The following is a 25,752-nucleotide window of genomic DNA, read 5'->3' as shown; positions in this document are numbered from 1 at the left end:
CCGCCCCGGCCTTCCCCGCGCACCTTCGATCTGGCGCAAACCCATCCTTATCTCACACTCCGACAATGGGCCAATCGCCCCTTCGGAGTGCTGTATGCCGCGTTCGTTCTGGAGCCTGTTCGCCCTGATCTTGCTGCTGGTGCCGCGATGGAAGCCCGCGCGCGCCGCCAACAACGATCCGATCGTGCTGGTGCACGGCTTCCTCGGCTTCGGCCCCGACCAGTTCCCGCGCAGCGGCTTCCTGTACTGGGGCGGCAAAGGCGACGTCGCCGATCACCTGCGCAGCTACAACGGGCCGCGCACGGTGTTCACCGCCGTGGTCGGCGCAATTGCCACCAACCGCGAGCGCGCGGCCGAACTGTACGCCCAGCTCAAGGGCGGCTGCGTCGATTACGGCGCGCAGCGCCTGGCCGCTGACGGGTCGGTGCGTGCCGTCCAGTGCTGGGCGGCCGACCCGGCGGACAATCCGCAGGGCTATCCGCCGGCGCTGTACCCGGCCTGGGATGCGGCGCATCCGCTGCACATGATCGGCCACAGCCAGGGCGGCACCACGATCCGGGCGCTGGTGGAACTGCTGGAACACGGCGACGTCAACGCCACGGATGCGAACGGGTATAGGGGCGAGCTCTACCGCGGCGGCAAGGTCGGCTGGATCCGCAGCGTCACCACGATCGCGTCGCCGCACAACGGCACCACCCTGCGCGACGCCGTGCTCGACCTCCTGCCCCAGCTGCGCTCGCCACTGCGCGACTGGCTGCTGGCTGACCTGGCGAATTGGGAACTCGCCCCCGACGGCGCACGCAACTTCAACGCCTGGGCGCGCACTTCGCCGCACGTGGTTTATTTTTCGATCGGCACGCAGGCCACCGAAGCCGGCGCCCCCTGCTGCAACGGCACCGACCGCCTCATTGCACCGCTGCAGAACCGCTACTACCAGTACCCGCGCAGCGACATGTTCTCCTATTACAAAACCTATGCCGGCGAGTGGATCGTGCCTTCGATGCTGCAGCATGGGATGGGCGGCTACACCCAGGACACGCCGGGCCGGGTACGCATCGACCGCGCCTGGTTCGCCAACGACGGCGTCGTCAACACGGTCAGCATGCGCGCCCCCGCCGGGCATCCGGTGCAGGACTTCGACGGCAGGCCGGAACCGGGAATCTTGAATTACCTGGGGACCTACCGCGGCTACGACCACTTCGACGTGCTGAACTGGCCGAACAATGGGCCGTCGGCAGATGTCATCTACGAGCGCATAAGCGATATCCTTTTCGGACTATGAGGTGTAGGGTGGTCGGCTCCACCACGCCATGATGAACAGCGCCAGCGCGTGCGCCGCTCACGCGGTGATCGTTGGCGGCAAGATCATCCGGCACGAAAACGGAGCCGCTACTTGTCGACGCGTGGACGGAAACCGGCCTCACGTGGTCCGGTCCACCCTACATCCGCAGCTGCGTACCCCAGGCCTGCAACTGCGCCACAGTCGCCGTCGCCCCGCCACAAACGATCACCAGCACGTTCCCGAAACCAGCCAGCGGCCCCGCTTCCCGGTACGCCAGCGCCAGCGCCGCACCGCAGGCCGGCTCCACCACAACCCGATGGTCGTCCATGAAGCGCAGGCAAGCCGCCACCGCATCATGGTCGCTCACCACCACCGGCGTGACCGGGTGCGTGCGCGCCAGCTCGAAGGCGTGCTGCGCCACCTTGCGCGCACCGAGCGAGGTGGCGATGCTGGCAATGGCGGGCAATTCGATCCGTTCGCCGGCGGCGAGCGACTGTGCGTACGAATCGGCGCCGGCGGTTTCGACCGCGAACACGGGCACCTCATTCCAGCCCTGGCGGCGCAAGCCTGCCACCACGCCGGCCAGCAATCCGCCGCCGCCGACGGCCAGCACTACGGCATCCGGACGCACGCCGGCGCGCGCGACCTCGTCGATCATGCTCGCGTGGCCTTCCCACAGCAGCGGGTCGTCGAAGGGGTGGATAAAGGCATCCTGTTCGCCGAGCAGCGACAGCGCATGGGCATTCGCCTCCTGGAACGACAGCCCGTGCACCAGCACCTCGGCGCCTTCGCGCGCCAGCAAGGCGCGTGCACGGGCGCTGGTGGTTTCCGGCACCACCACCAGCACCGGCAAGCCAAGGCGGCGGCCGGCGTGGGCCGCGGCCAGTCCGGCATTGCCGCCGGACGAGGCGACGATGCGCCGCGCCCCGCGTGCGGCCCAGCTTTCGCAGGCGTGGCCGATGCCGCGCAGCTTGAACGAGCCGCTCGGCTGCAGCGCTTCCATCTTGAGCCAGACGCGTGCGCCGGGAAATGCGGCGGAAGCCAGCAGCGGTGTCGCGATGTGCAGTGGCATGGCGCGAAAACCCGCGAAACCTCAGACCGCCGTGCGCAAGGCGCGCGCCAGGTCCGACAGCCGGTACGGCTTGTTGACGAAGGCAAAATCCTCGAGGTTGGTGTCGCCCAGCACCAGCGCCGGCAGCGGGTAGCCCGAGGCGAGGATGATCTTCACTTTCGGATAATGCTGGCGTGTATGGTTCGCCAGTTCGACGCCGTTCATCCCGTGCGGCATGATGATGTCGCTGAACAGGATGTCGACGGCGCGCCCGCCCAGCAGGGTCAATGCTTCGTTGGCGTCCGACGCCGTGACGACGTCATAGCCCATGCTGATGAACAGCGCCGAGGCCACGTCCATCAGGTCGGGTTCGTCTTCGACGATCAGCACCAGTTCCGAGCTGTCCTTGCGTGCATCCTCGCCGTCCTGGCCGGGCGCGGCCGGCAGGAAAATGGAAATCGCCGTGCCTGCGCCGGGCGTGCTGCCGATCACGACTTCGCCGCCCGACTGCTTGATGAAGCCGTAGACCTGGGACAGGCCCAGGCCCGTGCCCTTGCCGACTTCCTTGGTCGTGTAGAAGGGTTCGAAGGCGCGCGCCGCCGTTTCCGGCGACATGCCGGTACCGGTGTCGGTCACCGTCACCCGCACGTAGGGCCCCGCCGCCAGGCCGCGCACTTCCTGCTCGGCGAGGTCGACGTTGGCGCTCTCGATCTGCAGGCTGCCGCCGTCTGGCATGGCATCGCGCGCATTGACGACCAGGTTTAAAATCGCCGATTCGAACCGCGCGCTGTCGATGACGGTATTGCGCACCTGCGGGTCGAGCCGCACGTGGAAATCGATCGCCGCATTCACGGCGCGCCGCAGCACCGACTCGAAGCCGGAAATGAGGCGGTTCACGCTGCGCGTTTCCGGCTGCAGCGGCTGCTGGCGCGCAAAGGCCAGTAATTGCTGGGTCAGCGTGGCGCCGCGCTTGATCGCGCGGCGCATGCTGTCCAGTGTCTTGGCGTCCGCGTTGCCGCCGCGGCCCAGGCTCAGCACCTCGAGGCCGCTGGCCAGCACCGACAGCAGGTTGTTGAAGTCGTGCGCGATGCCGCCTGTGAGCTGGCCGATCGATTCCATTTTCTGCGCCTGGAACAGCGCCAGGTTGGCCTCGGCCAGCGCGGCGTCGGCCTTTTTCTTTTCGGTCAGGTCGCGCGTGATCTTGGCGAAGCCGATCAGTTCGCCCATGTCGCCGCGGATGGCGTCGATCACGACGTGCGCCCAGAAGCGGGTGCCCTCCTTGCGCAGGCGCCACCCCTCGGATTCGTAGCGCCCTTCGCGTGCGGCGGTACCGAGCGCCCGCGCGGGCAGGCCGGCGGCGCGGTCTTCCTCGGTGTAGAAGGTCGAAAAATGCTGGCCGACGATTTCGTCGTAGCTGTAGCCCTTGATGCGCTCGGCGCCGACGTTCCAGTTGGTCACCGTGCCCTCGGGCGAGAGCATGTAGATGGCGTAGTCGGTCACGCCCTGCACCAGCAGGCGGAAGCGTTCCTCGCTGGCGCGCAATGCCTGCTCGGCCTGGCGCTTGTCGGTGATGTCGCGCGTGATCTTGGCGTAACCCAGCAGCGTGCCCTGCTCGTCGTAGATCGGGTCGATCACGACGCTGGCCCAGAAGCGGGTACCGTCCTGGCGCATGCGCCAGCCTTCGGCTTCGTACTTGCCCTCGGCCAGGGCGGTGGACAATGCCCGCTCGGGCAGGTTGGTGGCGCGGTCTTCGGGGGTATAGAAGCGCGAGAAATGCTCGCCCAGGATTTCCGGCGCCAGATAGCCCTTGAAGCGCTGGGCGCCGGCATTCCAGCTGCTGACGTGGCCGTCGGGGTCGAGCATGTAGATCGCGTAGTCGCTGATGCCGGAAATCAGGTACTGGAAGCGCTGTTCTTCGGTCAGCTTCTTCTTGGCGGCGATTCGATTATTCATGGACACGTGGCTGCGTTGGCGGGTAACACACAATCATAAACCGAAAAGCCCGCCATCGGCCACGCGAAGCTTGCCGGAAAGACCATGCCTTGCCGGGCAGGTCAAGCGCGGATCGCCTCAAAAACATGATGATTCGTGCCATTGCCGCGATGCCCTGCCGGTGCCTGCATTCCAATGCACCGGCGCATGTCTTTCACGCTAGAATATCGTCTTTGTAACCCCGCCTCACGCGCACGCGCTCCATGACTCCACCCGCAACTGCACCGCTCGACCTGTCCGGCTGTGACCGGGAACCGATCCGCACGCCCGGCAGCATCCAGCCGCACGGCTTCCTGCTGACGCTGTCCGGCGCCGGAGACGTGCTGCAAGCCAGCGCCAACCTGGCGCGCTGGCTTGGGGTCGATGCGCAGGCCGCTACCGGCCAGCCGCTGGCGCAGGTCATCGGCGTTGAGGCGGCCGCACGCCTGCTGCCGGCGCTGACCGGCGGTACCCTCGGCGACAGGCCGTTCTACCTGGGCACGATCACGGCCGGCAACGGCCTGCATTTCGACGCGCTCGGCCACGCCTGGGATGGCGTCCTGATCCTCGAATGCGAAGCCGTCGAACGCGCCGAAGCGCCGGACTTCCGCCACCTCTACCCGCTGCTGGGCGACTTCCTGCTCAAGGTGGACCAGTCGCAAACGACCGAATCGCTGGCCGAACTGGCAGCGTATCACGTGCGCATGGTGACCGGTTTCGGGCGCGTGATGGTCTACCAGTTCGACCGCGACGGCCATGGCCACGTGATGGCCGAGTCGAAGGAAGACGGCTACCACTCGTACCTGGGCCAGCGCTTCCCGGCCTCGGACATCCCGGCCCAGGCGCGCGAGCTGTACACGCTGTCGCGCATCCGCCTGATCCAGGACGCGAATTACGTCCCGTCGCCGCTGGTTCCGGGCGACAATCCCGTCACCGGGCAGCGCAACGACCTCTCGTTTGCCGCCCTGCGCAGCGTCTCGCCGGTGCACCTGCAATACATGCGTAACATGGGCACGCTGGCCTCGATGTCGGTATCGCTGATGGTCAAGGGCAAACTGTGGGGCCTGATCTCCTGCCATAACGAGGAAGCCTGCCCGCTGCCGTTCGAGAAGCGCACCGCCTGCGAGCAGCTCGGGCAAGTGCTGGCGCTGTGCATCGAGTCGCGCGAGGACGCGAGCGAACTGCAGTTCCGCCTCGATGTGCGGCGCATGATGGTCGCCATGCTCGGCAACCTCACCAAGGGCGCCGACGTCATCGACAACATGAGCGGCGTATTCCCTGAATTGCTGCGCTTTGCGCGCGCCGGCGGCGTGGCGGTGGTGGCCGAGGAGCGCGTGCTGACCTTCGGCGACACGCCCGAGGTGGCGGCGATCCGCAACCTGGTGTCCTGGCTCGAAGCGGAAGGCCATGGCGCCGACATCTTCCATACCGACGCGCTCTCAGGCATCTACCCGCGCGGCGCGGCGCTCAAGCGTAATGCCAGCGGCCTGCTGGCGATGCCGATTTCGCGCCTGCACAAGCACTACCTGCTGTGGTTCCGGCCCGAAGTGGTGCATACGATCGAATGGGCCGGCAATCCGCATGAAAAGGCGTCGCGCAGCGACGCCGTCGCACCCGGCACCCTGGTCCAGCTCACCCCGCGCACCAGCTTCGCCACCTGGCGCGAAGAGATCCACGGCGTCAGCCTGCCCTGGCACGTGGCCGAGATCGAACTCACCGGCGAATTCCGCAGCGCCCTGCTCGGCATCGCGCTCGAACGCGCCGAACAGATGGCTGAACTGGCCGAGGAACTCGGGCGCGCCAACAAGGAACTGGAAGCGTTTTCGTATTCGGTCTCGCACGACCTGCGCGCGCCGCTGCGCCACATCGTCGGCTTTTCCGACCTGCTGCTGGAGTCGAGCGGCAGCGAAGACGCGACCATGCGCCAGCGCTTCCTCACCAACATCAAGGAATCGGCGCGCCTGGCCGGCAAGCTCGTCGACGATTTGCTGAGCTTCTCGCAGATGGGCCGCGCCGCCCTGCGCCCGGTCGAGGTCGACATGTCGAAACTGGTCTCCTCCTGCATCGACAAGCTGGCCATCGACGTCAAGGGCCGCAACATCGAATGGGACCTGCAAGCGCTGCCGCGCATCACGGCCGACCCTACTTTTCTGCACCTGGCGGTAATGAACCTGCTGTCGAACGCCGTGAAATTCACCGGCCAGCGCGACCCGGCCGTCATCCGGGTCTGGGCCGAACAGGACGAAGCGGACACCGTCTTCCACTTCGCCGACAACGGCGCCGGCTTCAACATGGATTACGTGCACAAGCTGTTCGGCGTATTCCAGCGCCTGCACCGGATGGAAGACTTCCAGGGCACCGGCATCGGCCTGGCCAACGTGCGCCGCATCGTCGAGCGCCATGGCGGGCGCGCCTGGGCCGATTCGATCCAGGGCCAGGGCGCGACTTTCTCCTTCAGTATTCCGCGAACACTCGCACTTTCAACGCAACCGCGAGCTTAAACACAATGCTAAAACCCATCCTGCTGGTCGAAGACAATCCGCACGACCTCGAACTGACCCTGGTGGCGCTGGCGCGCAGCCAGCTGGCCAACGAGGTCGTGGTCGTGCGCGACGGCGCCGAAGCGCTCGACTACCTGCTGCGCCGCGGCGAATTCGCCGAGCGCCCGGAAGGCAATCCGGCCATCACCCTGCTCGACCTGAAACTGCCGAAAGTCGACGGCCTCGAAGTGCTGGCGACAGTGCGCAAGACCGACAGGCTGAGAAGCATGCCGGTGGTGATGCTGACCTCGTCGAAAGAAGAACAGGACCTGATCCGCAGCTACGAGCTGGGCGTGAACGCCTACGTCGTCAAGCCGGTCGATTTCAAGGAATTCGTGCGCGCGATCGCCGACCTGGGCATCTTCTGGGCGGTGCTGAACGAACCGCCGCCGGGCTCGCAGCGCTACGTGCGTCCGACCTGAGGCATCCTTGAATCAGGCTGCCGGTACGGCCTGCGTACCGGCGTCGGCGCCGGCCTTTGCACGGCGCAGCAAATGACGGATGCGCGCACTGAGCGCGTCCGGATGATAGGGTTTTTGCAGCAGGTGCACCGAGGCGCTGACCTTGCCCTCGTGCGCCAGTACCCCTTCCGCATAGCCCGAGGTGTATAAAAGCTGCGCCTGCGGCAAATGAGTGCGCACGATCTCGCCCAGTTGCAGGCTGCTCACCGGCCCCGGCATCACCACGTCGGAAAACACCAGGTCGATATGGCGTCCGCTTTCGACGATCGCCACCGCTCCGGCCGCGTCGGCCGCTTCCAGCACCTGGTAGCCGAGCGCGGACAGGATCGCGCAGGTCGAGCTGCGCACGTCTTCCTCGTCCTCCACCACCAGGATCGTTTCCAGGCCGCCGTAGAGCGGCACGTCCACATGCGCTTCCGGCTGCGCCGCTTCGGTGGCGCTGCGCGGCAGGAAGATGCGCACGCTGGTGCCGCGGCCGACTTCGCTGACGATGGCGATGTCGCCGCCCGACTGCTTGACGAAACCGTAGGCCATCGACAGGCCCAGGCCCGTGCCCTGCCCGACCGGCTTGGTGGTGAAGAAGGGTTCGAAGACGCGCTGCAGGATCTCGGGCGGCATGCCCTTGCCGCTGTCGGCAATCTCGATGAACACGTACTCGCCGGCGGCGGCGCCGGGCGGCAGTTCGATGCCGCGTACCGGTGTCGCGCCGCCGGCATTGCCGGCGCGGATATGCAGCGTACCGGCGCCACCCATCGCATCGCGCGCATTGATGGCCAGGTTCAGCAGCACGTTGTTGAGCTGGTCCGGATCGGCGACCGTGCTCCACAGCGCCGGATCGATGTCGGTGACGATGCGCGCGTTCGGCCCCAGCACGCGGCGCATCATGTCGTCCATCTGGCGCAGCAGGTGGCCGGGATTGAGCACGATCGCCTGCAGGGGCTGGCGCCGCGCGAACGCGAGCAGGTGCGAGGACAGCTTGGCCCCGCGCTCGACGCCGGCGAGCGCCATCTCGACGCGGGTACGCGCCGCCTCGTTGAGGCCGCCGACCAGTTTCAGCAGTTGCAGGTTGCCGCCGATGATCTGCAAGACGTTGTTGAAGTCGTGCGCCACACCGCCGGTCAGCTGGCCGATGGCTTCCATCTTCTGCGCCTGGTGCAGCGCCGATTCGCTCGCGGCCAGCTGCTGCTGGCTCACGCGCAGCGAGGCAAAGGCGGCGTCGCGCTCGCGGCGGGCGATGCAGGCGGCGTTGTGGTACTGGACGCGGGCGACGAGTTCGCGCGAATCGGGCCACTTCACCATGTAATCGTTGACGCCGGCGGCAAACGCCTGCGCCTTGATCTCGGGGTCGTCCTCGGACGACAGCATGATGACGGGGATGTGTTCGGTATCGGGGCAGGCGCGCAGGCGGCGCGTGAACTCGAAACCGTCGAGATCGGGCATGCGCAGGTCGACCAGCACCACCGTGACCTGCAGCGTGCGCACCAGGTCGACCGCGCGCGCGGGACTCGACTCGTAGTGCAGAACGTGCCTGACGCAGGTTTTCAGCCCATGCTCGATGATTTGCTGGGCGAATGGTTCGTCATCGATCAGAAGGATCGAACAGGTACTGGTATCGTCTTCGATCATCGGCTGGAGAGCCCACTATTGCGGACATTAGAGAGGCCAGGTTGCATTTTGTGAAGCATTGATTCTACACCAATGTGAATAGCGGGTTCATCAATTTCACGATTATGCTTGACAGCTAGAGATTTGCCACCATCTTGTATTGACAATGCATTTTGCCGTCGGGGAGCCTCGTGCACGATCCACTCTGCCCCTTGTGCGGTCGCGAACTGGGCACCGTCAACATCGACCGCCACCATCTGGTGCCGAAGACGTTCAAGGGCAAGGAACAGTTCCCGATCCATAAGATCTGCCACCGTAAAATCCACTCGGCCTTCACCGAGCGCGAGCTGCTGCGCACCTATCACACCTGGGAGGCGCTGCGCGGCCACGACGAGATCCGCGCCTTCATCGACTGGGTGGCGAAGAAGCCGCCGGACTTCTATACGCGCACTTACACGTCGAACGACAAGAAGCGGCGAAAGTGACGAATTTGATTTTACTTGTACGGCGCCGCCGCAACCGGGCGCTCGTACGCCGGCCGGCTTGTCCGCGCGCTTGCGAGAGCATGCGCATTCTCCTGCAGGCAGCCTGATCTTTCCTTTCTTGTAAAACAGTGTCGTTTTCCGGCGACGCTTTCTGTCTGCCTGAGCAATTTACTCGGGATAGACAGAGACACCACATATCCAAGTTTCCACAATACAACATCTGCGATCGTTGGCGTATCTCCGCTTTATTCCGCGGACTTTGTTGTCTCTTTTGCTAGTGCCTCCATTATCTTGCCAGATTTGCATACAGAAATTTTTAGTTCATTAAGGAAACCTACCGTTAAACTCGAACCTTGTTTCGAATTTACCGTTTCCCCCATCTCATCCCAACTTTGAGTGATCAATGAACCATCAATTTCGCCTTGTATGGAATAAACATACCAGCATGCTCGTCCCGGTTGCAGAGTTTGCCCACGCTCGCGGCAAAGGTCCTCGCTCGGCCGTGTCGGCTGGAATTCGCCGCATCGTCACGCAGCTCACGGCCATCAAGGCGACTCCGCTGGCTGCAGCGCTGCTGATCGCCTTCCCGCTGGGCGCGCAGGCACAGGCCGGCACCGCGTTCCTCGACTTCACGAGCCTGAACGGCTGGACCACCCATGGCAGCACCACGGTCCTGAGCGGCACCGACAGCTATAACATCGGAGGCAATCCATTCTCGCTGACGCCCGCGGCCGGCAACAGCATGGTCAAATTGGCGCCATCGGGCAGTTCGGTCAACGGCGCCGCCGCGGCCGATGCGGCCTTTGGCCTGAGCGCCGGCACCGTATCCGGCCTGCTCGGCGCGTCGGTGACCAATTTTGGCATCATCAGCAAGACCTTCAATTTCAATCCCGGCACCTATTCCTTCGCCTGGGCCTATGCCGCATCGGATTACCAGCCCTTCAACGACGGCGTGCTGTTCGCGATCTCCGGCGCCGGCACCCAGAACCTGATCTCGCTGGCGCGCAACGGCAGCAGTTCGAGCGACGTGACGGGTCCGCAGCCAGGCACAATGATTCTCGGCAGCTATGGCTCGACCGCCTGGGTCACGACCTCGTTCACGGTCGATACCGCCGGCGATTACAAGGTCAGCTATGCCGACTACAACTGGGACGATACCGGCCTCGATCCGCAGTTCTACGTGACCGGCGTCGCCGGCACCTTTACCGGTTCGGCCATCGTGCCGGCTGGCGGCGGCGGTCCAACCGGCCCCATCGCCATCAAAGGCAATGCGCCGGCCAATGCCTCGGACATCATCGCAGGCACGGTCGCTCCGGCATTCGACGGCGGCACCCTGACGATGGACACCGACAACGGCGGCTTCACCCAGGACTTCACCATCACCGAAGCGGGCGGCACCATCGACGCCAATGGCAAGGACTCGACCTTCAGCGGTGTCATCAGCAACACCGGCAATGGCGGCACGCTGGACATCGTCAGCGCTAACGGCGGCGGTACCGTCACCTTGAGCGGCACCAACACCTATACCGGCGCGACCGCCGTCGGTAACGGCGCCACCCTGGCTTTGTCGGGCAACGGCAGCATTGCAAGCAGCAGCGGCCTCGCCAACAACGGCGTGTTCGACATCAGCGCCAGCAATGGCGCAGCGCTCGCCGCCCTCACCGGCAACGGCAGCACCGTGCTGGGTGGCCAGGACCTGACCCTGACCAATGCCAGCGGCAGCTTCGACGGCAGCATCAGCGGCAATGGCGGCGTGGCGATCACGGGCGGCGCGCAGACCCTGGGCGGCGCCAACGGCTATACCGGCGCGACTGCCGTCGGCAATGGCGCCACCCTGGCTTTGTCGGGCAACGGCAGCATCGCCGCCAGCAGCGGCCTCGCCAACAACGGCGTGTTCGACATCAGCGCCAGCAATGGGGCGGCCCTCGCCGCCCTCACCGGCAACGGCAGCACCGTCTTGGGTGGCCAGGACCTGACCCTGACAAATGCCAGCGGCAGCTTCGACGGTGCCATCAGCGGCAACGGCGGCGTGGCGATCACCGGCGGCGTGCAAACCCTGGGCGGCGCCAACGGCTACACCGGCGCGACCTCAGTCGGCAATGGCGCCTCGCTCGTCCTGGCCGGCAACGGCAGCATTGCCGCCAGCAGCGGCCTCGCCAACAACGGCGTGTTCGACATCAGCGCCAGCAATGGCGCGGCCCTCGCCGCCCTCACCGGCAATGGCAGCACCGTCTTGGGTGGCCAGGACCTGACCCTGACCAATGCCAGCGGCAGCTTCGACGGTGCCATCAGCGGCAACGGCGGCGTGGCGATTACCGGCGGCACGCAGACCCTGGGCGGCGCCAACGGCTACACCGGCGCGACCTCAGTCGGCAATGGCGCCTCGCTCGTCCTGTCGGGCAATGGCAGCATTGCAAGCAGCAGCGGTCTTGCCAACAACGGTGTGTTCGACATCAGCGCCAGCAATGGCGCGGCCCTCGCCGCCCTCACCGGCAATGGCAGCACGGTGCTGGGCGGCCAGGACCTGACCCTGACTAACGCGGCCGGCAGCTTCGACGGCAGCATCAGCGGCAACGGCGGCGTGGCGATCACCGGCGGCGCGCAAACCCTGGGCGGCGCCAACGGCTACACCGGCGCGACCTCGGTCGGCAATGGCGCATCGCTCGTTCTGGCCGGCAACGGCAGCATTGCCGCCAGCAGCGGTCTTGCCAACGATGGCGTGTTCGACATCAGCGCCAGCAATGGCGCGGCTCTCGCCGCCCTCACTGGCAACGGCAGCACCGTGCTCGGCGGCCAGGATCTGACCTTGACCAATGCTGGCGGCAGCTTCGACGGCAGCATCAGCGGCAATGGCGGTGTGGCGATCACCGGCGGCGCGCAGACCTTGAGCGGCACTAACAGCTTCACTGGCGCGACGGCCGTTGGCAATGGCGCCACCCTGACGCTGGCGGGCAATGGCAGCATTGCAAGCAGCAGCGGCCTCGCCAACAACGGCGTGTTCGACATCAGCGCCAGCAATGGCGCGGCCCTCGCGGCACTGACCGGCAACGGCAGCACCGTGCTGGGTGGCCAGGACCTGACCCTGACCAACGCAAGCGGCAGCTTCGACGGCAGCATCAGCGGCAATGGCGGCGTGGCGATCACGGGCGGCACGCAAACCCTCGGCGGCGCCAACGGCTACACCGGCGCGACGACGCTCGGCAATGGTGCCTCGCTCGTCCTGTCGGGCGCTGGCAGCATTGCAAGCAGCAGCGGTCTCGCCAACAACGGCGTGTTCGACATCAGCGCCACCAATGGCGCAGCCCTGACTGCACTGACCGGCAACGGCAGCACGGTGTTGGGCAGCCAGGACCTGACCCTGACCAATGCCAGCGGCAGCTTCGACGGCACGATCGACGGCAGCGGCGGCGTGGCGATCACGGGCGGCGCCCAGACCCTGGGCGGCGCCAACGGCTTCACCGGCGCGACGTTGATCGGCAGCGGCGCCACCCTGGCCTTGTCGGGCAACGGCAGCATCGCCAGCAGCAACGGCCTCGCCAACAATGGCGTGTTCGACATCAGCGCCAGCAATGGCGCTGCGCTTACCGCACTGACAGGCAACGGCAGCACCGTGCTCGGCGGCCAGGACCTGACCCTGACCAGTGCCAGCGGCAGCTTCGACGGCACGATCAGCGGCAACGGCGGCGTGGCGATCACGGGAGGTGTGCAAACGCTGAGCGGCGCCAACGACTTCACCGGCGCCACCTCGGTCGGCAGCGGCGCATCGCTCGTCCTGGCAGGCAATGGCAGCGTCGCGGCCTCGCGCGCCATCATCAACGACGGCGCGTTCGACATCGGCGCCACCGCCGGCGCCAGCATCCAGTCGCTGGCCGGCAGCGGCACCACCACGCTCGGCGCTCGGACCCTCACCGTGAGCGCCGCCGCCGATACCTTTGGCGGCGTGATCCAGGGCAGCGGCGCGCTCGCTGTCAGCGGCGGCCAGCTCGGCCTGTCCGGGAACAACAGCTATACCGGCGCCACCGAGATCGGCGCCAACGGCAGCCTGACGCTGAGCGGCGCCGGCAGCATCGCCGCCTCCAGCAAGGTGCTCGCCAACGGCTTGCTGGTCATGGGCGGCAACGCGCCCGGCATTCTCCAGAGCCTCGAAGGCAATGGCCGCGTCGCGCTGGCTGGCCAGGACCTGGTGCTGGCGAATGCGGCCGGCAGCTTTAGTGGCGTGATCGCAGGCAACGGCGGCGTCGGCATCGCCGGCGGCAATGCCACCCTGTCCGGCGCGAACACCTTCAGCGGCACGGTCACGGTCGGCAATGGCGCGCAGTTGCAGATCGGCGCCGACGCCAACCTGGGCAACGCCGGCAACGGCCTGGTCCTCGACGGCGGCACCCTGCGCAGCACCGGCTCGCTGGCCAACAGCCGCGCGCTGACACTGGCCGGCAATGGCCTGCTCGACACCGCCGGCAACACCACGCTGGCCTTGAGCGGCAAGCTGGCCGGCAGCGGCAACCTGGTCAAGCAGGGTGCGGGCACACTGGTGCTGGGCGGCGACAACAGCGGCTTCAGCGGCACCACCAGCATCGAAGGCGGCACGCTGACCGCGGCGTCCTCGAAGGCGCTCGGCAGCGGCGCATTGGCCCTGCGCGACGGCACGCTCGCGACCACGGCGAACCTCGCCCTGGCCCAGGACGTGTCCCTCGCCGGCGGCACCAGCATGCGTATCGGCGCTGCGACCACCACGACGATCACCGGCGCAATCAATGGCGCGGCCGGCGACAACTGCTTCATCAAGGAAGGCGGCGGCACCCTGAATCTGGCCGGCGCCAGCACGATCGCCAGCGGCGTCTGCGTGCGCGCAGGCGAACTGCGTGCCAACGGCAAGCTGAACTCGAGCCAGGTGTTCGTGGCCAGCGGCGCTACCCTGCGCGGCGCCGGCAGCATCGATGCGCCGACCATCGTGCAAGGCACCCTGGCGCCGGGCAATTCGCCGGGCACCCTGACCAGCAGCGCACCGGTGATCATGACCCCGGGCAGTACCTTCCAGGAAGACATCAACGGCACCGGCACCGCCAGCGGCCCAGGCAACTACTCGCGCCTGCTGCTGACCGGCACGGCCAGCTTCCACGCCACCGGCGCGACGCTGGCGCCAAACCTGACCGCCATCACCGGCAGCGACAGCTACACGCCTTACCTGCCGTCGATCGGCGAACGCTACCGCATCGTGACGGCCGCCGGCGGCATCGAGGGCCGCTTCGCGACGCTGCTGCAGCCGGCCGGACTGCGCGCCGGCACGCGCATGGCCGTGTTCTACAACGGCAATGGCGGCAACAGCATCGACCTGCTGGTCTTGCCGAGCTCCTACGCGAGCCACGTACAGGACCTCGGCGAGAACCGCAATGCCCAGGCCGCGGGCGCCGTGCTCGACCGCCTGGTCGACGCCGACCAGGCCGGCACCGCGAGCGCGCGCCAGTCGACCCTGGCCTACGCCGCTGCGACGGGCCAGGCTGCAAGCCTGGGTTCGACCGCCCGCGCGCTGAGCGGCGAGGTGCATGGCGCCATGGCGGCCCTGGCGCCGCTGGCAGGCCAGTCGCTGCAGGACACGCTGGCGCGCCGCTTCGGCGGCACGGCGGCGAGCGCGCTCTGGGCCGATCTCGGCGCCGAGCGCAGCAAGTGGAAAGCCGACGCCAGCGCCAGCGCAGCGGATGCGAACCGCGGCCAGCTGACCGTCGGGCTCGACGTCCTGCGCACCGGCAACACGCGCATCGGCGCCGGCTTCACCCATGACACGGCCAACCTGGACGCACGCGCCGGTTCCGGTGACCTCGACCAGAACATCGGTTTCATCTACGCCGAACAGGCCGTCGGCAGCGCGCGCATCGATGCGCTGGTCGGCGCCGGCCGCAGCCAGTGGGACACGCAACGGGCCGATCCGCTCGGCGCCGGCCAACTGAGCAGCGCGGCCGACGGCAAGAGCGTGCTGGCCAGTATCGGCGTGCGCCTTGCCGGCCTCGGCCAGCTCGGCGGCGCAGCACCGTTTGCCCGCCTGTCCTGGCAGCGCAGCGAACGCGACGCGGCCACCGAAGGCAACGGGACGGCGGCGCTGGACCTGGCTGCCTACCGCGCCAGCGGCAGCCGTGCGATCGTGGGCTTGAGCGGCACGCTGCAAGGCGGCGCCGCCCAGGGCGCGGCCGGCCTGCACTACAGCGTCGGCCTCGGCTACGATGCGGGCGACCTGCTGCGTCCCACCGTGGCGGCTGGCCTCGCCGGCAGCGGCATGGACATCGCCGCTCCGCAAGCGGGCCGCGGCTTTGCCCAGCTGGGCCTGAACGGCGGCGTCGCGCACGGCAAGCGCGCGAACAGCTTCTATAGCGTGAGCGGCGAAGTGCGCGATGGCCGCACCGACCTGAGCATCGCAGGCGGCGTGCGCATCAGCTTCTAAGCCGTGACTGCGGCGGCGCTTGGGGCCGCCAATCGATGGACCAGAACACCATGCGCCGCGAGGCCATGGTGTTTTTTCATTGAGGGTGCTCGATGCGCGTAAACGAAAAAGGCCACGTCATCGACGTGGCCCTTCCCATGTTCTGGCTCCCCGACCTGGACTCGAACCAGGGACCTGCGGATTAACAGTCCGTCGCTCTACCGACTGAGCTATCAGGGAATTGAGGCAACATTATAGCGGGCGGATCGCGGTTTGGCGAGTCCTGTACGAAAATAGTAAGCCCGCACCCTCCCCGGCCCGCTTTGCTATAGTCGCAGCACCCCGCACCTACCTTGAAACCTAGCTCGATACCACCATGACCACTCCCCGCACTTTCGGTACTCCCCTCTCGCCTTCCGCCACGCGCGTGATGCTGCTCGGCTCCGGCGAACTCGGCAAGGAAGTCATCATTTCCCTGCAGCGCCTCGGCGTCGAAGTCATCGCCGTCGACCGCTACCCGAACGCGCCGGGCCACCAGGTTGCGCACCGCGCCCACGTCATCGACATGACCGACGGCGCGGCGCTGTCCGCCCTGATCGCGCAAGAGCGGCCCGACCTCGTGATCCCGGAAATCGAGGCGATCGCCACCGACACCCTGGCCGAGCTGGAAGCGGCCGGCACCATCACCTGCATCCCGACCGCGCGCGCTACCCAACTGACCATGAACCGCGAAGGCATCCGCCGCCTTGCCGCCGAAACGCTGGGCCTGGCGACCTCGCCCTACCGCTTCGCCAGCAGCCTGGAAGAGCTGCAGGAAGCCTGCGCCTTCGTCGGCTTTCCCTGCGTCGTGAAACCGGTGATGTCGTCCTCGGGCAAGGGCCAGTCCAAGCTCGACAGTGCCGCCGACGTCCAGGCCGCCTGGGACTACGCCGCCGCCGGCGGACGCGTCGATGCCGGCCGTGTCATTGCCGAAGGCTTCATCGACTTCGACTACGAGATCACCTTGTTGACGGTGCGCTCGCGCGGCGCCGACGGCGAAGTCGTCACCAGCTTCTGCGAGCCGATCGGCCACAAGCAGGTGCAGGGCGATTACGTCGAATCCTGGCAGCCGCACCCGATGAATGCGCTGGCGCTCGAGCGTTCGCGCGAGATTGCGGAAAAGGTCACGGGCAACCTGGGCGGCCTGGGCGTGTTCGGCGTCGAGCTGTTCGTCAAGGGAGATATGGTCTGGTTCTCGGAAGTGAGCCCGCGTCCGCACGACACCGGCATGGTGACCATGGCGACCCAGGTGCAGAGCGAATTCGAACTGCATGCGAAAGCCGTACTCGGCCTGCCGGTGAACACGGCGCTGCGCGCGCCGGGCGCCTCGGCGGTGATCTACGGCCAGCTGGACGCGCAGGGCATCGCCTTCGAAGGCGTGGCCGAGGCGCTGCAGGTGCCCGACACCGACATCCGTCTGTTCGGCAAGCCGGAATCGTTCGCACGGCGGCGCATGGGGGTAGCGCTGGCGACGGCGGCTGACGTGGAGACGGCGCGCGAGCGGGCGCTGGCGGCGGCGGCGAAGGTGAGGCCGGTAGCGGGCCGCGAATAAACATCTGCAGGCGGCGCGCATCCGCGCCGCCAGTCTCGGCAGCACCGGAAACGAACAAGGCCGCGTCATCGACGCGGCCTTTTGCTTACTGCTGAATTCTGGCTCCCCGACCTGGACTCGAACCAGGGACCCGCGGTTGTAGGGTGGGCATGCCCACGCGGAACGATGAGCAGAGTTTGCGTAAAAAAAGAGCGCCGTTTGCACGGCGCTCTTTTTCGTATTCTGGCTCCCCGACCTGGACTCGAACCAGGGACCTGCGGATTAACAGTCCGTCGCTCTACCGACTGAGCTATCAGGGAATTGAGACCGCATTATAACGGCTCAGCTGCGATCAGCAAAGGGGCGCACGAAAGTTCTTGGTGCGCCCCAGCGAATCACCCTTCCTGCTTCTCGCGCAGCGCCCTGGCCGGCACGCCGACCAGCAGCGCAATCCCGCCCAGCACCATCAGCGCCGTCACGAAATACAGGCCGTAGTTGACGCTGCCGGTGGCCGTCTTGAACCAGCCGATCACGAACGGGCTGACGAAGCCGCCGATCAGGCCGAGCGAGTTGATCAGCGCGATGCCGCCCGCCGCCGCCGGCCCCGACAGGTAGGCGGTCGGCATGGCCCAGAACAGCGGCATGGTGGCGAGGATGCCGATCGTGGCGAACGACAGGGCGACCAGCGCCAGCGCCAGGTGGCCCGACAGCAGGCTGGCCACCACCAGGCCCGCACCGCCGAGGAAGGCGGCGCAGGCGGCGTGCCAGCGGCGTTCGCGGGTACGGTCCGAGTTCTTGCTCAAGACCACCATGCCGATGGCGCCGATGATGTACGGGATCGCGGTCAGCAGGCCGATACGCAGCGGGTCGCTCACGCCGAAGCTCTTGACGATGGTCGGCAGCCAGAACGTGATCACATAGGTGCCGGCGATGAAGGTGAAGTAGGCAAAGGCCAGGATGTAGATCTTCGGGTCGCGCATCGCTTCGCGCAGCGAGCCGTGGTGGGCCGGGCCGAGGTCGCGCTGGTCCTGCTGCAGCGTCTGCTCGATGATGGCCTTTTCGCGGCTGGACAGCCACTTGGCCTGGCCTGGGCGGTCGTCGAGCAGGAACCAGGCCATTACGCCCAGCAGCACGGCCGGAATACCTTCGATCAGGAACATCCACTGCCAGCCATGCCAGCCGTTGACGCCGGCCATGTCGTTCATGATCCAGCCCGACAGCGGACCGCCGACGATGCCTGCCACCGCCATGCCCGACATGAAGAGCGCGATGATTTTGGCGCGCATCTTCGACGGGTACCAGTAGGTGAAGTACAGGATGATGCCCGGGAAGAAGCCGGCTTCGAACAAGCCCAGCAGGAAGCGCGCGATGTACAGCTGGGTCGGGGTGGTCACGAACATCATGCCGGCCGAGGTCAGGCCCCACAGCACCATGATGCGCAGCAGCGTCTTGCGTGCGCCGATCTTTTCCAGCAGCAGGTTGCTCGGCACTTCGAACAGCGCGTAGCCGAAGAAGAAGATGCCGGCGCCCAGGCCATACACGGCGTCGGAAAAACCGAGGTCGGTCTTCATCTGCAATTGCGCGAAGCCGATGTTGATGCGGTCGAGATAGGCCGCGACGTAGCAGATGAACAGGAAGGGAATCAGTCGCAGGCTGACCCTGCGGTAGACCTGCGCCTGCTCGTCCTGCGCGACGCTGCGCCCGAGCGGGATGACGATGCCGGGGGTATCGGTACTCATGTTGCTGCTCCTTTTTTTCATGATTGCAAGCCCGCTGCATCGGCGGGCTGTCTCCTCTATTCAAGCAAGCGTGGTCCAGCGACCGTGCGCTTACCGGATGAAACGGCGCACGTAATCGGTGCCCAGGCCCACGGCTTCGTAGTGCTTCACCGCCGCTTCCAGCTTGGTGAACACGTCCTCGTAACCGGTCGGCTTGCCCTCTTCGTCGAGGTAGGTGTAGGCGCCGGTGACGTGGAACAGCGTCATCATCTCGGTCACGTCTTCGGGCACGTACAGGGTGTGGATCTCGCCCGGAATCTCGTGCGCGTAGGAACCTTCGATCGCGGTCCAGTCGTGTTCCAGGTAGTACCAGCGGCCCTTGAGCACGTGGGCATGCACCGGGCCGTCGTGGCGGTGGCGCGAGAGCACACCGCTTTTGCGCACGCGCAGCACGTTGACGAAATAGCCTTGCGTCACGTTCAGGATCAGCGGACGGAACCAGACGTTCGGCGCCTGCGGCACCCATTCGCGTTCGTCGTCGGGCACGGCATCGGGCACGACCAGGTCGTCGATGGCAAAGCGGGGAATCGGCTGGGCAAAGCCCACCAGGCTGCTCGGGTGGGTACGTTCGGTCGACTTGGACACGCTGGGTTCTCCTTGTTCGGTTGGCGCCGGGCGCCGGGATGGCGCAGGGGCGCCGGACAGGGACCCATCTTGCGCCGCGCAGGCCAGGTGGACAATGCGATAATGGTCATTGGACAGTGACGAAATTTCACAGGTAGAAGTCAGGCGGGGATGCAGGTGTCGATACAGTTGAGCGAGTTGGAAGTGTTCGTGGCGGCCGTCGACAGCGGCAGCTTTTCGGCCGCCGGGCGGCGCCTGGAGCTGTCGCCCTCGGCCGTGAGCAAGCTGGTATCGCGCCTGGAAGACCGCCTGCACGCACGCCTGTTCCACCGCACCTCGCGCGCGCTCACGCTCACGGAGGCAGGCCGCGTGCTCTACGACGAAGGCCAAACCATCTTCGCCGCGCTGCGCAGCGCCGAGAACGCCGTGCTGGCCTGTTCGGGCGAGGTCAGCGGCACCCTGCGCGTGCATTCGATGGTCACCTTCGCCAAGTACCAGCTGGCGCCGATCGTCGGCGAATTCCTGGCGCACCACCCGAAGCTGCGCGTCGAATTCCATCTCACCAACGAGCCGGTCGATTTCGCCGAGCAGCGCATCGACGTCTCGATCCAGGGCGGTCCCCTGCCCGATTCGGCGCTGGTCGCACGCCGCCTGCTCGACAGCGCCTGGATCATTTGCGCCGCGCCCGCCTACCTGGCGCGCCACGGCACGCCGCACACGCCCGACGACCTGGCCCACCACAACTGCCTCAACTTCAGCCAGCGCACCCACTGGAATGCCTGGCCGGTACTGGAAAACGGCGAGACGCGCACCGTCGCCGCGGCCGGCAACGTCGGCGCCAACCAGGGTGACATGCTGCTGCAGCTTGCCCGCCATGGACTGGGCCTGGTGCGCCTGGCCGCCTTTCACGTGGGCGAGGACTTGCGCAGCGGGCGGCTGGTGCCGGTGCTGGCGGATTACCAGTCGCCGGCGCAGGAGCCGCTGTACCTGGTGTACCAGGGGCGCAAGCACCTCAGCCCGCGGGTGCAGGCGTTTTTGGCGTTCATGTCGGAGAAGTTTTCGGCGGAGGGCGCGCGCGGGCGGTGAATGCGGCGACATTGCTGGCCTGGATGCGCCGTACCGCATGAAACACCGCGCCCATCGGAAACGAAAAAAAAAGAGCGCCGATCACTCGACGCTCTTCTTGAATTCTGGCTCCCCGACCTGGACTCGAACCAGGGACCTGCGGATTAACAGTCCGTCGCTCTACCGACTGAGCTATCAGGGAATTGTGTTGCTCTTTGCCACCGAACAAAGTTCAGCAGCGAAGAGCCAGGATTTTAGAGGACTTTTGCGATTGCGTCAACGACGAGATCGATGTTCTTCGAATTCAGCGCGGCAACGCAGATGCGGCCGGTGTCGACGGCGTAGATCGATTCGTCGCGCAGCTTGCCGACCTGCGCTTGCGTCAAGCCCGAATACGAGAACATGCCGACCTGCTCGCGCACGAAACCGAAGTCGCGGCCCAGCGCTTTTTGCGCCAGCTTTTCGACCAGCGCTTCACGCATCTGCTTGATGCGCACGCGCATGCCGGACAGTTCGTCTTCCCACAGCTGGCGCAGTTCCGGCGTCGACAGCACCATCGCCACCACCTTGCCGGCGTGCGACGGCGGGCTCGAGTAGTTGGTGCGCACCACGCGCTTTACCTGCGACAGCAGGCGCGCCGCTTCTTCGCTGCTTGATGCGACGATCGACAGCGCGCCGACGCGCTCGCCGTACAACGAGAACGATTTCGAGAACGAGTTCGACACCAGCAGCGGACCGCCGGCCTCGACGAAGCGGCGCACCACGGCGCCATCTTCCGCGATGCCCGCGCCGAAGCCCTGGTAGGCCATGTCGAGGAAGGGAATCAGGCCGCCGGCCTGCACGGCCTCGATCACCTGGCCCCACTGCTCCTGGGTCAGGTCGGCGCCGGTCGGGTTGTGGCAGCAGGCGTGCAGCACGACGATCGAACCGGCATCCATCTTGCGCAGCGATGCCAGCATGCCATCGAAGTTCACGCCGTGGGTGGCCGGGTCGTAGTAGGTGTAGTTGTTGACGATGAAACCGGCCGATTCGAACAGGGCGCGGTGGTTTTCCCAGCTCGGGTCGCTGATGAAGACTTGCGACTCGGGCGAAAAGCGCTTGAGGAAATCGGCGCCGATTTTCAGGGCGCCTGTGCCGCCGATCGCCTGCACGGTAATCGCGCGCTTCTCTTGAATTACGGCGCTGCCGGCCCCAAATACAAGCTCTTGCACAGCCTTGTCGTACGCTGCCAGGCCTTCGATCGGGAGGTAGGTACGCGGCGACAACTGTTCCATCAATTTCGCCTCGGCCTGCTGGACGCACTGCAGCAGAGGAACCTTGCCGTTATCGTCGTAGTAGACGCCGACCCCCAGGTTGATCTTGGCCGGGTTGGTGTCGGCGTTGAATGCTTCGGTGATGCCCAGAATCGGGTCGCGCGGGGCCATGTCGATGGCGCCGAAGAGGCTGGCGGAGGCGGAAGAAGTCATCGTGATAAACTGGTTTTGTCGGTGGATCGCAGCAGTTGTATAGACAGCGGCGCGGCAGCGATACCTCTGCTGCAGTGCCGCAAACGAGTCCCCATTCTAGCAAAGGTCTGAAAGTATGGCTGATTTATCCATTGCAAATGCCCCGGAACCGACGGTCATCACCTACCCGGGCTCACCATTCAAACTGCACCAGCCCTTCCCGCCTGCCGGCGACCAGCCGACGGCGATCGACGGCCTGGTCGAAGGCATCGAAGACGGTCTGATGTATCAGACACTGCTCGGCGTGACCGGTTCCGGTAAAACCTACACGATGGCCAACGTGATCGCCCGCGCCGGCCGTCCGGCGATCGTGTTCGCACCGAACAAAACCCTGGCCGCCCAGCTGTATTCGGAGATGCGCGAATTCTTCCCGCAAAACGCGGTCGAGTATTTCGTGTCGTACTACGATTACTACCAGCCGGAAGCCTATGTGCCGCAGCGCGATTTGTTCATCGAAAAGGATTCGTCGATCAACGAGCACATCGAGCAGATGCGCCTGTCGTGCACGAAATCGCTGATGGAACGGCGCGACGTCGTCATCGTCGCCACCGTGTCGGCGATCTACGGTATCGGTAATCCGAACGAATACCACAAGATGATCCTGACGCTGCGCCACAAGGATAAAGTGGCCCAGCGCGACATCATCGCGCGCCTGATCCAGATGCAGTATTCGCGCAACGAGATGGATTTCGGACGCGGTACTTTCCGCGTGCGCGGCGACACCATCGACATTTTCCCGGCCGAGCACGCCGAACTGGCGATCCGCGTCGAGATGTTCGACGACGAAATCGAATCGCTGCAATTGTTCGACCCGCTGACCGGCCGCGTGCGCCAGAAGATCCCGCGCTTCACGGTGTATCCGGGTTCGCACTACGTCACCCCGCGCTCGACTGTCCTGCGCGCGGTGGAATCGATCAAGGCCGAGCTGAAGGATCGCCTGGAAGAATTCCGCCAGCAAAACAAGCTGATCGAAGAGCAGCGCCTCGAGCAGCGTACCCGCTTCGACCTCGAAATGATGGCCGAGATCGGTTTTACGAAGGGCATCGAAAACTATTCGCGCCACCTGTCGGGTGCGATGCCGGGCGAACCGCCGCCGACCCTGGTCGATTACCTGCCGAAGGACGCGCTGATGTTCATGGACGAGTCGCACGTGCTGGTCGGCCAGTTGTCCGCCATGTACAACGGCGACCGTTCGCGCAAGACCAACCTGGTCGACTACGGCTTCCGTTTGCCGTCGGCGCTGGACAACCGGCCGCTGAAATTCGAGGAATTCGAAGGCAAGATGCGCCAGACGATTTTCGTCTCGGCCACGCCGGCCGAATACGAGAATTCGCACGCCGACAACGTGGTCGAGCAGGTGGTGCGCCCGACCGGCCTGGTCGATCCGGTCATCCTGGTGAAGCCCGCCTTGTCGCAGGTGGACGACCTGATGAGCGAGATCAACGACCGCATCAAGAAGAACGAGCGCGTGCTGGTCACCACGCTGACCAAGCGCATGGCGGAGCAGCTGACGGAATACCTGTCCGACCACGGCATCAAGGTGCGCTACCTGCACAGCGATATCGAGACCGTCGAGCGCGTGGAAATCCTGCGCGACTTGCGCCTCGGTACTTTCGACGTCCTGATCGGCATCAACCTGCTGCGCGAAGGCCTGGACTTGCCGGAAGTATCATTAGTTGCGGTGTTGGATGCCGACAAGGAAGGTTTTCTTCGTTCCGAACGGTCGCTGATCCAGACCATCGGCCGCGCGGCGCGTAACCTGAACGGCGTGGCGATCCTGTACGCCGACCACGTGACCGATTCGATGCGCCGCGCCATCGACGAAACCGAACGTCGCCGCGCCAAGCAGATCGCTTTCAATGAGGCGAACGGCATCACTCCGAAAGGCGTGCAGAAGAAGATCAAGGAAATGATCGACGGCGTCTACAGCAACGCCGCCCAGAAAGCCATGGTCGAGGGTGCGCAGGGGGTGGCGGATGCCGAGGCGACGGCCAAGGTGGAATCGATGAGCGAGAAGCAGATTTCGAAAGAAATCAAGCGCCTCGAAAAGCTCATGGTCGACCACGCCAAGAACCTCGAGTTCGAAAAGGCGGCGCAGGTGCGCGACCAGTTGCATGTGCTCAAGCAGCAAGCGTTTGGGGCGCCGGGAGCGGACAACGTGGTGTCGATGTTGGGCAAGTAAGACGAACGGCGCCGGTGGCGCCGTTTTTTTATGTGTACGAGGCCGCCGCCGGCCGGCATGCGGTGCCGCGTGGAGTCGGGACTCCACCCTACGGTCAGAGGTATTCGTAGGGTGGAGTCCTGACTCCACGCGTTACCCTGCCTGCAATCCTGCGAACCGCCTCCCTGCCTTACCGCTTGAACATCCTCGGATCGAACCTGAACGTCCGCGCAATACTCAATTTGACCTGCTCATACCCATGGTGCGCCGGATTGATCACGAGATTCACACCCTCCCCCACGATCACCGACGGCACCCGCATGTACAGGTAATCGCGCTTCTTCAGGAACGCCGTGCCGAACGCGGTCGCGCTGCCGCCATCGTCGAGCGCATCCCACCCTTCCGGCAATTCCTCGGCCGACACATCCAACCCAAGCGCCGGATCGTCCGGCAAATCGATCGCCACCAGCACCAGCGGCTCTTCTTCGATTTCTTCGGTGTGGACGAACTTTTCCAGCACCGCCAGCTCCACCGTCATCGCGGCATACAGCGCCGGCTGACCCTCGCTGTGCCAGTGGCCGCCACTCTCGCGTGCGCCCTTGCAGTCGCGGTCGAGGGCGGCTTTTTCGATTGCAATTCTCCAGGCTCTCATTGGTACTTATGCCTCCACGCTAATGTCCCAGCATACAATGCAGCCTCGGCAGCCTCCCACACGAATCCGGTTGGAAAATCTCGCCCGCCAATGAAAAAACGGCCCGCAGGCCGTTTCATGGATAGCACCGGAGGCGGTGCTTATTTCACGTCGATCAATTCGACATCGAACAGCAGCGTCGCGCCCGGTGGAATCACGCCACCGGCGCCGCGTTGGCCATAGCCCAGTTCCGACGGGATGATCAGCGTACGCTTGCCGCCGACCTTCATGCCGGCCACGCCCTGGTCCCAGCCCTTGATGACGCCGCCCATGCCCAGCGGGAAGGTGAACGGGTCGCCGCCGACCGAGCTGTCGAACTGCTTGCCGCGCTGCTTTGGCGCTTTCGGTTCGTACAGCCAGCCGGTGTAGTGGACCACGACCGTGTTGCCGCTGGCGGCTTGCTTGCCCTTGCCGACGACGGTGTCGATCGTCTGCAGTTGCGCGGCGCGGGCCGCAGGTGCTGCCGGGGTGGCCTGGGCAGCGCTGGCGCTACCGGCGACGATGACCAGGGCCAGGCCGAGGGCCGGGATTACGTATTTCATGTGTTGTCCTTTATCGAGTATGTCGTCGGCGCATGGCCGTGCGGCAGTATTGCCGAATCGCGCAGATCG

At 65.7% G+C, this 25,752-nt stretch carries 16 protein-coding genes and 3 tRNA genes; 8 read left to right on the top strand and 11 right to left on the bottom strand.

Going from position 1 to position 25,752, the window contains the following annotated elements; genetic code table 11:
• The first annotated feature begins 94 nt into the window (after positions 1-94).
• On the top strand, positions 95-1,282 hold the full coding sequence (locus AC56LG_RS10975) for an esterase/lipase family protein (RefSeq protein ID WP_497166141.1): 1,188 nt from the start codon (positions 95-97) through the stop codon (positions 1,280-1,282).
• Positions 1,283-1,439: 157 nt separating this feature from the next.
• On the opposite strand, the gene AC56LG_RS10970 is transcribed toward AC56LG_RS10975, so the two are convergent.
• Positions 1,440-2,354, bottom strand: a complete 915-nt coding sequence (locus AC56LG_RS10970; protein WP_497166140.1) for a pyridoxal-phosphate dependent enzyme — start codon at positions 2,352-2,354, stop codon at positions 1,440-1,442.
• A gap of 21 nt (positions 2,355-2,375) precedes the next feature.
• Positions 2,376-4,286, bottom strand: coding sequence for a hybrid sensor histidine kinase/response regulator (locus AC56LG_RS10965; RefSeq protein ID WP_497166139.1), 1,911 nt, complete (start codon positions 4,284-4,286; stop codon positions 2,376-2,378).
• 242 nt (positions 4,287-4,528) lie between these two features.
• On the opposite strand from AC56LG_RS10965, the gene AC56LG_RS10960 reads away from it, so the two are divergent.
• Positions 4,529-6,805: an ATP-binding protein gene (locus AC56LG_RS10960; RefSeq protein WP_497166138.1), complete on the top strand. Its 2,277-nt coding sequence runs from the start codon at positions 4,529-4,531 to the stop codon at positions 6,803-6,805.
• Between the two features lie 5 nt (positions 6,806-6,810).
• On the top strand, positions 6,811-7,266 hold the full coding sequence (locus AC56LG_RS10955) for a response regulator (protein ID WP_497166137.1): 456 nt from the start codon (positions 6,811-6,813) through the stop codon (positions 7,264-7,266).
• 12 nt (positions 7,267-7,278) lie between these two features.
• Here the strand turns inward: AC56LG_RS10955 and AC56LG_RS10950 are convergent, their stop codons facing one another.
• A complete protein-coding gene (locus AC56LG_RS10950; RefSeq protein WP_497166136.1) occupies positions 7,279-8,931 on the bottom strand; it encodes a response regulator in 1,653 nt (550 codons plus the stop codon).
• A gap of 170 nt (positions 8,932-9,101) precedes the next feature.
• Here AC56LG_RS10950 and AC56LG_RS10945 point away from each other — a divergent pair, with 170 nt between their 5' ends.
• Both AC56LG_RS10945 and AC56LG_RS10940 read left to right on the top strand, forming a co-directional pair.
• Positions 9,102-9,395, top strand: a complete 294-nt coding sequence (locus AC56LG_RS10945) for a hypothetical protein (protein ID WP_497166135.1) — start codon at positions 9,102-9,104, stop codon at positions 9,393-9,395.
• A gap of 403 nt (positions 9,396-9,798) precedes the next feature.
• The gene (locus AC56LG_RS10940; RefSeq protein ID WP_497166134.1) at positions 9,799-15,828 is read left to right on the top strand and encodes an ESPR-type extended signal peptide-containing protein; all 6,030 of its coding nucleotides are present in this window, start codon (positions 9,799-9,801) and stop codon (positions 15,826-15,828) included.
• 143 nt (positions 15,829-15,971) lie between these two features.
• Here the strand turns inward: AC56LG_RS10940 and AC56LG_RS10935 are convergent.
• Positions 15,972-16,047, bottom strand: a tRNA-Asn gene (locus AC56LG_RS10935).
• Between the two features lie 136 nt (positions 16,048-16,183).
• Between AC56LG_RS10935 and purT the strand changes: the two genes are divergently transcribed.
• Positions 16,184-17,398 carry a formate-dependent phosphoribosylglycinamide formyltransferase gene (purT, locus tag AC56LG_RS10930; RefSeq protein ID WP_497166133.1) on the top strand — a complete coding sequence of 405 codons (1,215 nt, stop codon included), beginning with the start codon at positions 16,184-16,186 and terminating at the stop codon, positions 17,396-17,398.
• Between the two features lie 223 nt (positions 17,399-17,621).
• Here purT and AC56LG_RS10925 read toward each other — a convergent pair.
• From AC56LG_RS10925 to AC56LG_RS10915, 3 genes are all read right to left on the bottom strand, one after another.
• Positions 17,622-17,697: transfer RNA gene (locus AC56LG_RS10925), tRNA-Asn, on the bottom strand.
• Between the two features lie 75 nt (positions 17,698-17,772).
• Positions 17,773-19,116 carry an MFS transporter gene (locus AC56LG_RS10920; RefSeq protein ID WP_497166132.1) on the bottom strand — a complete coding sequence of 448 codons (1,344 nt, stop codon included), beginning with the start codon at positions 19,114-19,116 and terminating at the stop codon, positions 17,773-17,775.
• A gap of 90 nt (positions 19,117-19,206) precedes the next feature.
• The gene (locus AC56LG_RS10915) at positions 19,207-19,740 is read right to left on the bottom strand and encodes a 2,4'-dihydroxyacetophenone dioxygenase family protein (protein ID WP_497166131.1); all 534 of its coding nucleotides are present in this window, start codon (positions 19,738-19,740) and stop codon (positions 19,207-19,209) included.
• Positions 19,741-19,896: 156 nt separating this feature from the next.
• On the opposite strand from AC56LG_RS10915, the gene AC56LG_RS10910 reads away from it, so the two are divergent.
• A complete protein-coding gene (locus tag AC56LG_RS10910) occupies positions 19,897-20,805 on the top strand; it encodes a LysR family transcriptional regulator (protein ID WP_497166130.1) in 909 nt (302 codons plus the stop codon).
• Between the two features lie 105 nt (positions 20,806-20,910).
• On the opposite strand, the gene AC56LG_RS10905 is transcribed toward AC56LG_RS10910, so the two are convergent.
• Positions 20,911-20,986 (bottom strand) — tRNA-Asn (locus AC56LG_RS10905).
• A 52-nt stretch (positions 20,987-21,038) separates the two neighbouring features.
• Positions 21,039-22,250 (bottom strand): amino acid aminotransferase, encoded by a 1,212-nt coding sequence (locus AC56LG_RS10900; RefSeq protein ID WP_497166129.1) that lies wholly within the window; start codon positions 22,248-22,250, stop codon positions 21,039-21,041.
• A gap of 115 nt (positions 22,251-22,365) precedes the next feature.
• Here AC56LG_RS10900 and uvrB point away from each other — a divergent pair, with 115 nt between their 5' ends.
• On the top strand, positions 22,366-24,471 hold the full coding sequence (gene uvrB, locus AC56LG_RS10895; RefSeq protein WP_497166128.1) for an excinuclease ABC subunit UvrB: 2,106 nt from the start codon (positions 22,366-22,368) through the stop codon (positions 24,469-24,471).
• Positions 24,472-24,640: 169 nt separating this feature from the next.
• Here the strand turns inward: uvrB and AC56LG_RS10890 are convergent, their stop codons facing one another.
• Complete coding sequence (locus AC56LG_RS10890; protein ID WP_497166127.1) at positions 24,641-25,102, bottom strand: RES family NAD+ phosphorylase; 462 nt, start codon at positions 25,100-25,102, stop codon at positions 24,641-24,643.
• Between the two features lie 140 nt (positions 25,103-25,242).
• The gene (locus AC56LG_RS10885) at positions 25,243-25,683 is read right to left on the bottom strand and encodes an FKBP-type peptidyl-prolyl cis-trans isomerase (protein WP_497166126.1); all 441 of its coding nucleotides are present in this window, start codon (positions 25,681-25,683) and stop codon (positions 25,243-25,245) included.
• Positions 25,684-25,752 lie beyond the last annotated feature (69 nt).

The sequence above is a fragment of the Telluria sp. ZB2R32 genome, from assembly GCF_059685715.1.
This window is presented reverse-complemented; position numbering and strand designations above follow the sequence as displayed.

Excerpts from the sequence above, each read along its gene's own strand:
- AC56LG_RS10975 (WP_497166141.1), top strand. The coding sequence starts at position 95 with ATGCCGCGTTCGTTCTGGAGCCTGTTCGCCCTGATCTTGCTGCTGGTG.
- AC56LG_RS10970 (WP_497166140.1), bottom strand. The coding sequence starts at position 2,354 with ATGCCACTGCACATCGCGACACCGCTGCTGGCTTCCGCCGCATTTCCC.
- AC56LG_RS10965 (WP_497166139.1), bottom strand. The coding sequence starts at position 4,286 with ATGAATAATCGAATCGCCGCCAAGAAGAAGCTGACCGAAGAACAGCGC.
- AC56LG_RS10960 (WP_497166138.1), top strand. The coding sequence starts at position 4,529 with ATGACTCCACCCGCAACTGCACCGCTCGACCTGTCCGGCTGTGACCGG.
- AC56LG_RS10955 (WP_497166137.1), top strand. The coding sequence starts at position 6,811 with ATGCTAAAACCCATCCTGCTGGTCGAAGACAATCCGCACGACCTCGAA.
- AC56LG_RS10950 (WP_497166136.1), bottom strand. The coding sequence starts at position 8,931 with ATGATCGAAGACGATACCAGTACCTGTTCGATCCTTCTGATCGATGAC.
- AC56LG_RS10940 (WP_497166134.1), top strand. The coding sequence starts at position 9,799 with ATGAACCATCAATTTCGCCTTGTATGGAATAAACATACCAGCATGCTC.
- purT (WP_497166133.1), top strand. The coding sequence starts at position 16,184 with ATGACCACTCCCCGCACTTTCGGTACTCCCCTCTCGCCTTCCGCCACG.
- AC56LG_RS10920 (WP_497166132.1), bottom strand. The coding sequence starts at position 19,116 with ATGAGTACCGATACCCCCGGCATCGTCATCCCGCTCGGGCGCAGCGTC.
- AC56LG_RS10900 (WP_497166129.1), bottom strand. The coding sequence starts at position 22,250 with ATGACTTCTTCCGCCTCCGCCAGCCTCTTCGGCGCCATCGACATGGCC.
- uvrB (WP_497166128.1), top strand. The coding sequence starts at position 22,366 with ATGGCTGATTTATCCATTGCAAATGCCCCGGAACCGACGGTCATCACC.
- AC56LG_RS10890 (WP_497166127.1), bottom strand. The coding sequence starts at position 25,102 with ATGAGAGCCTGGAGAATTGCAATCGAAAAAGCCGCCCTCGACCGCGAC.
- AC56LG_RS10885 (WP_497166126.1), bottom strand. The coding sequence starts at position 25,683 with ATGAAATACGTAATCCCGGCCCTCGGCCTGGCCCTGGTCATCGTCGCC.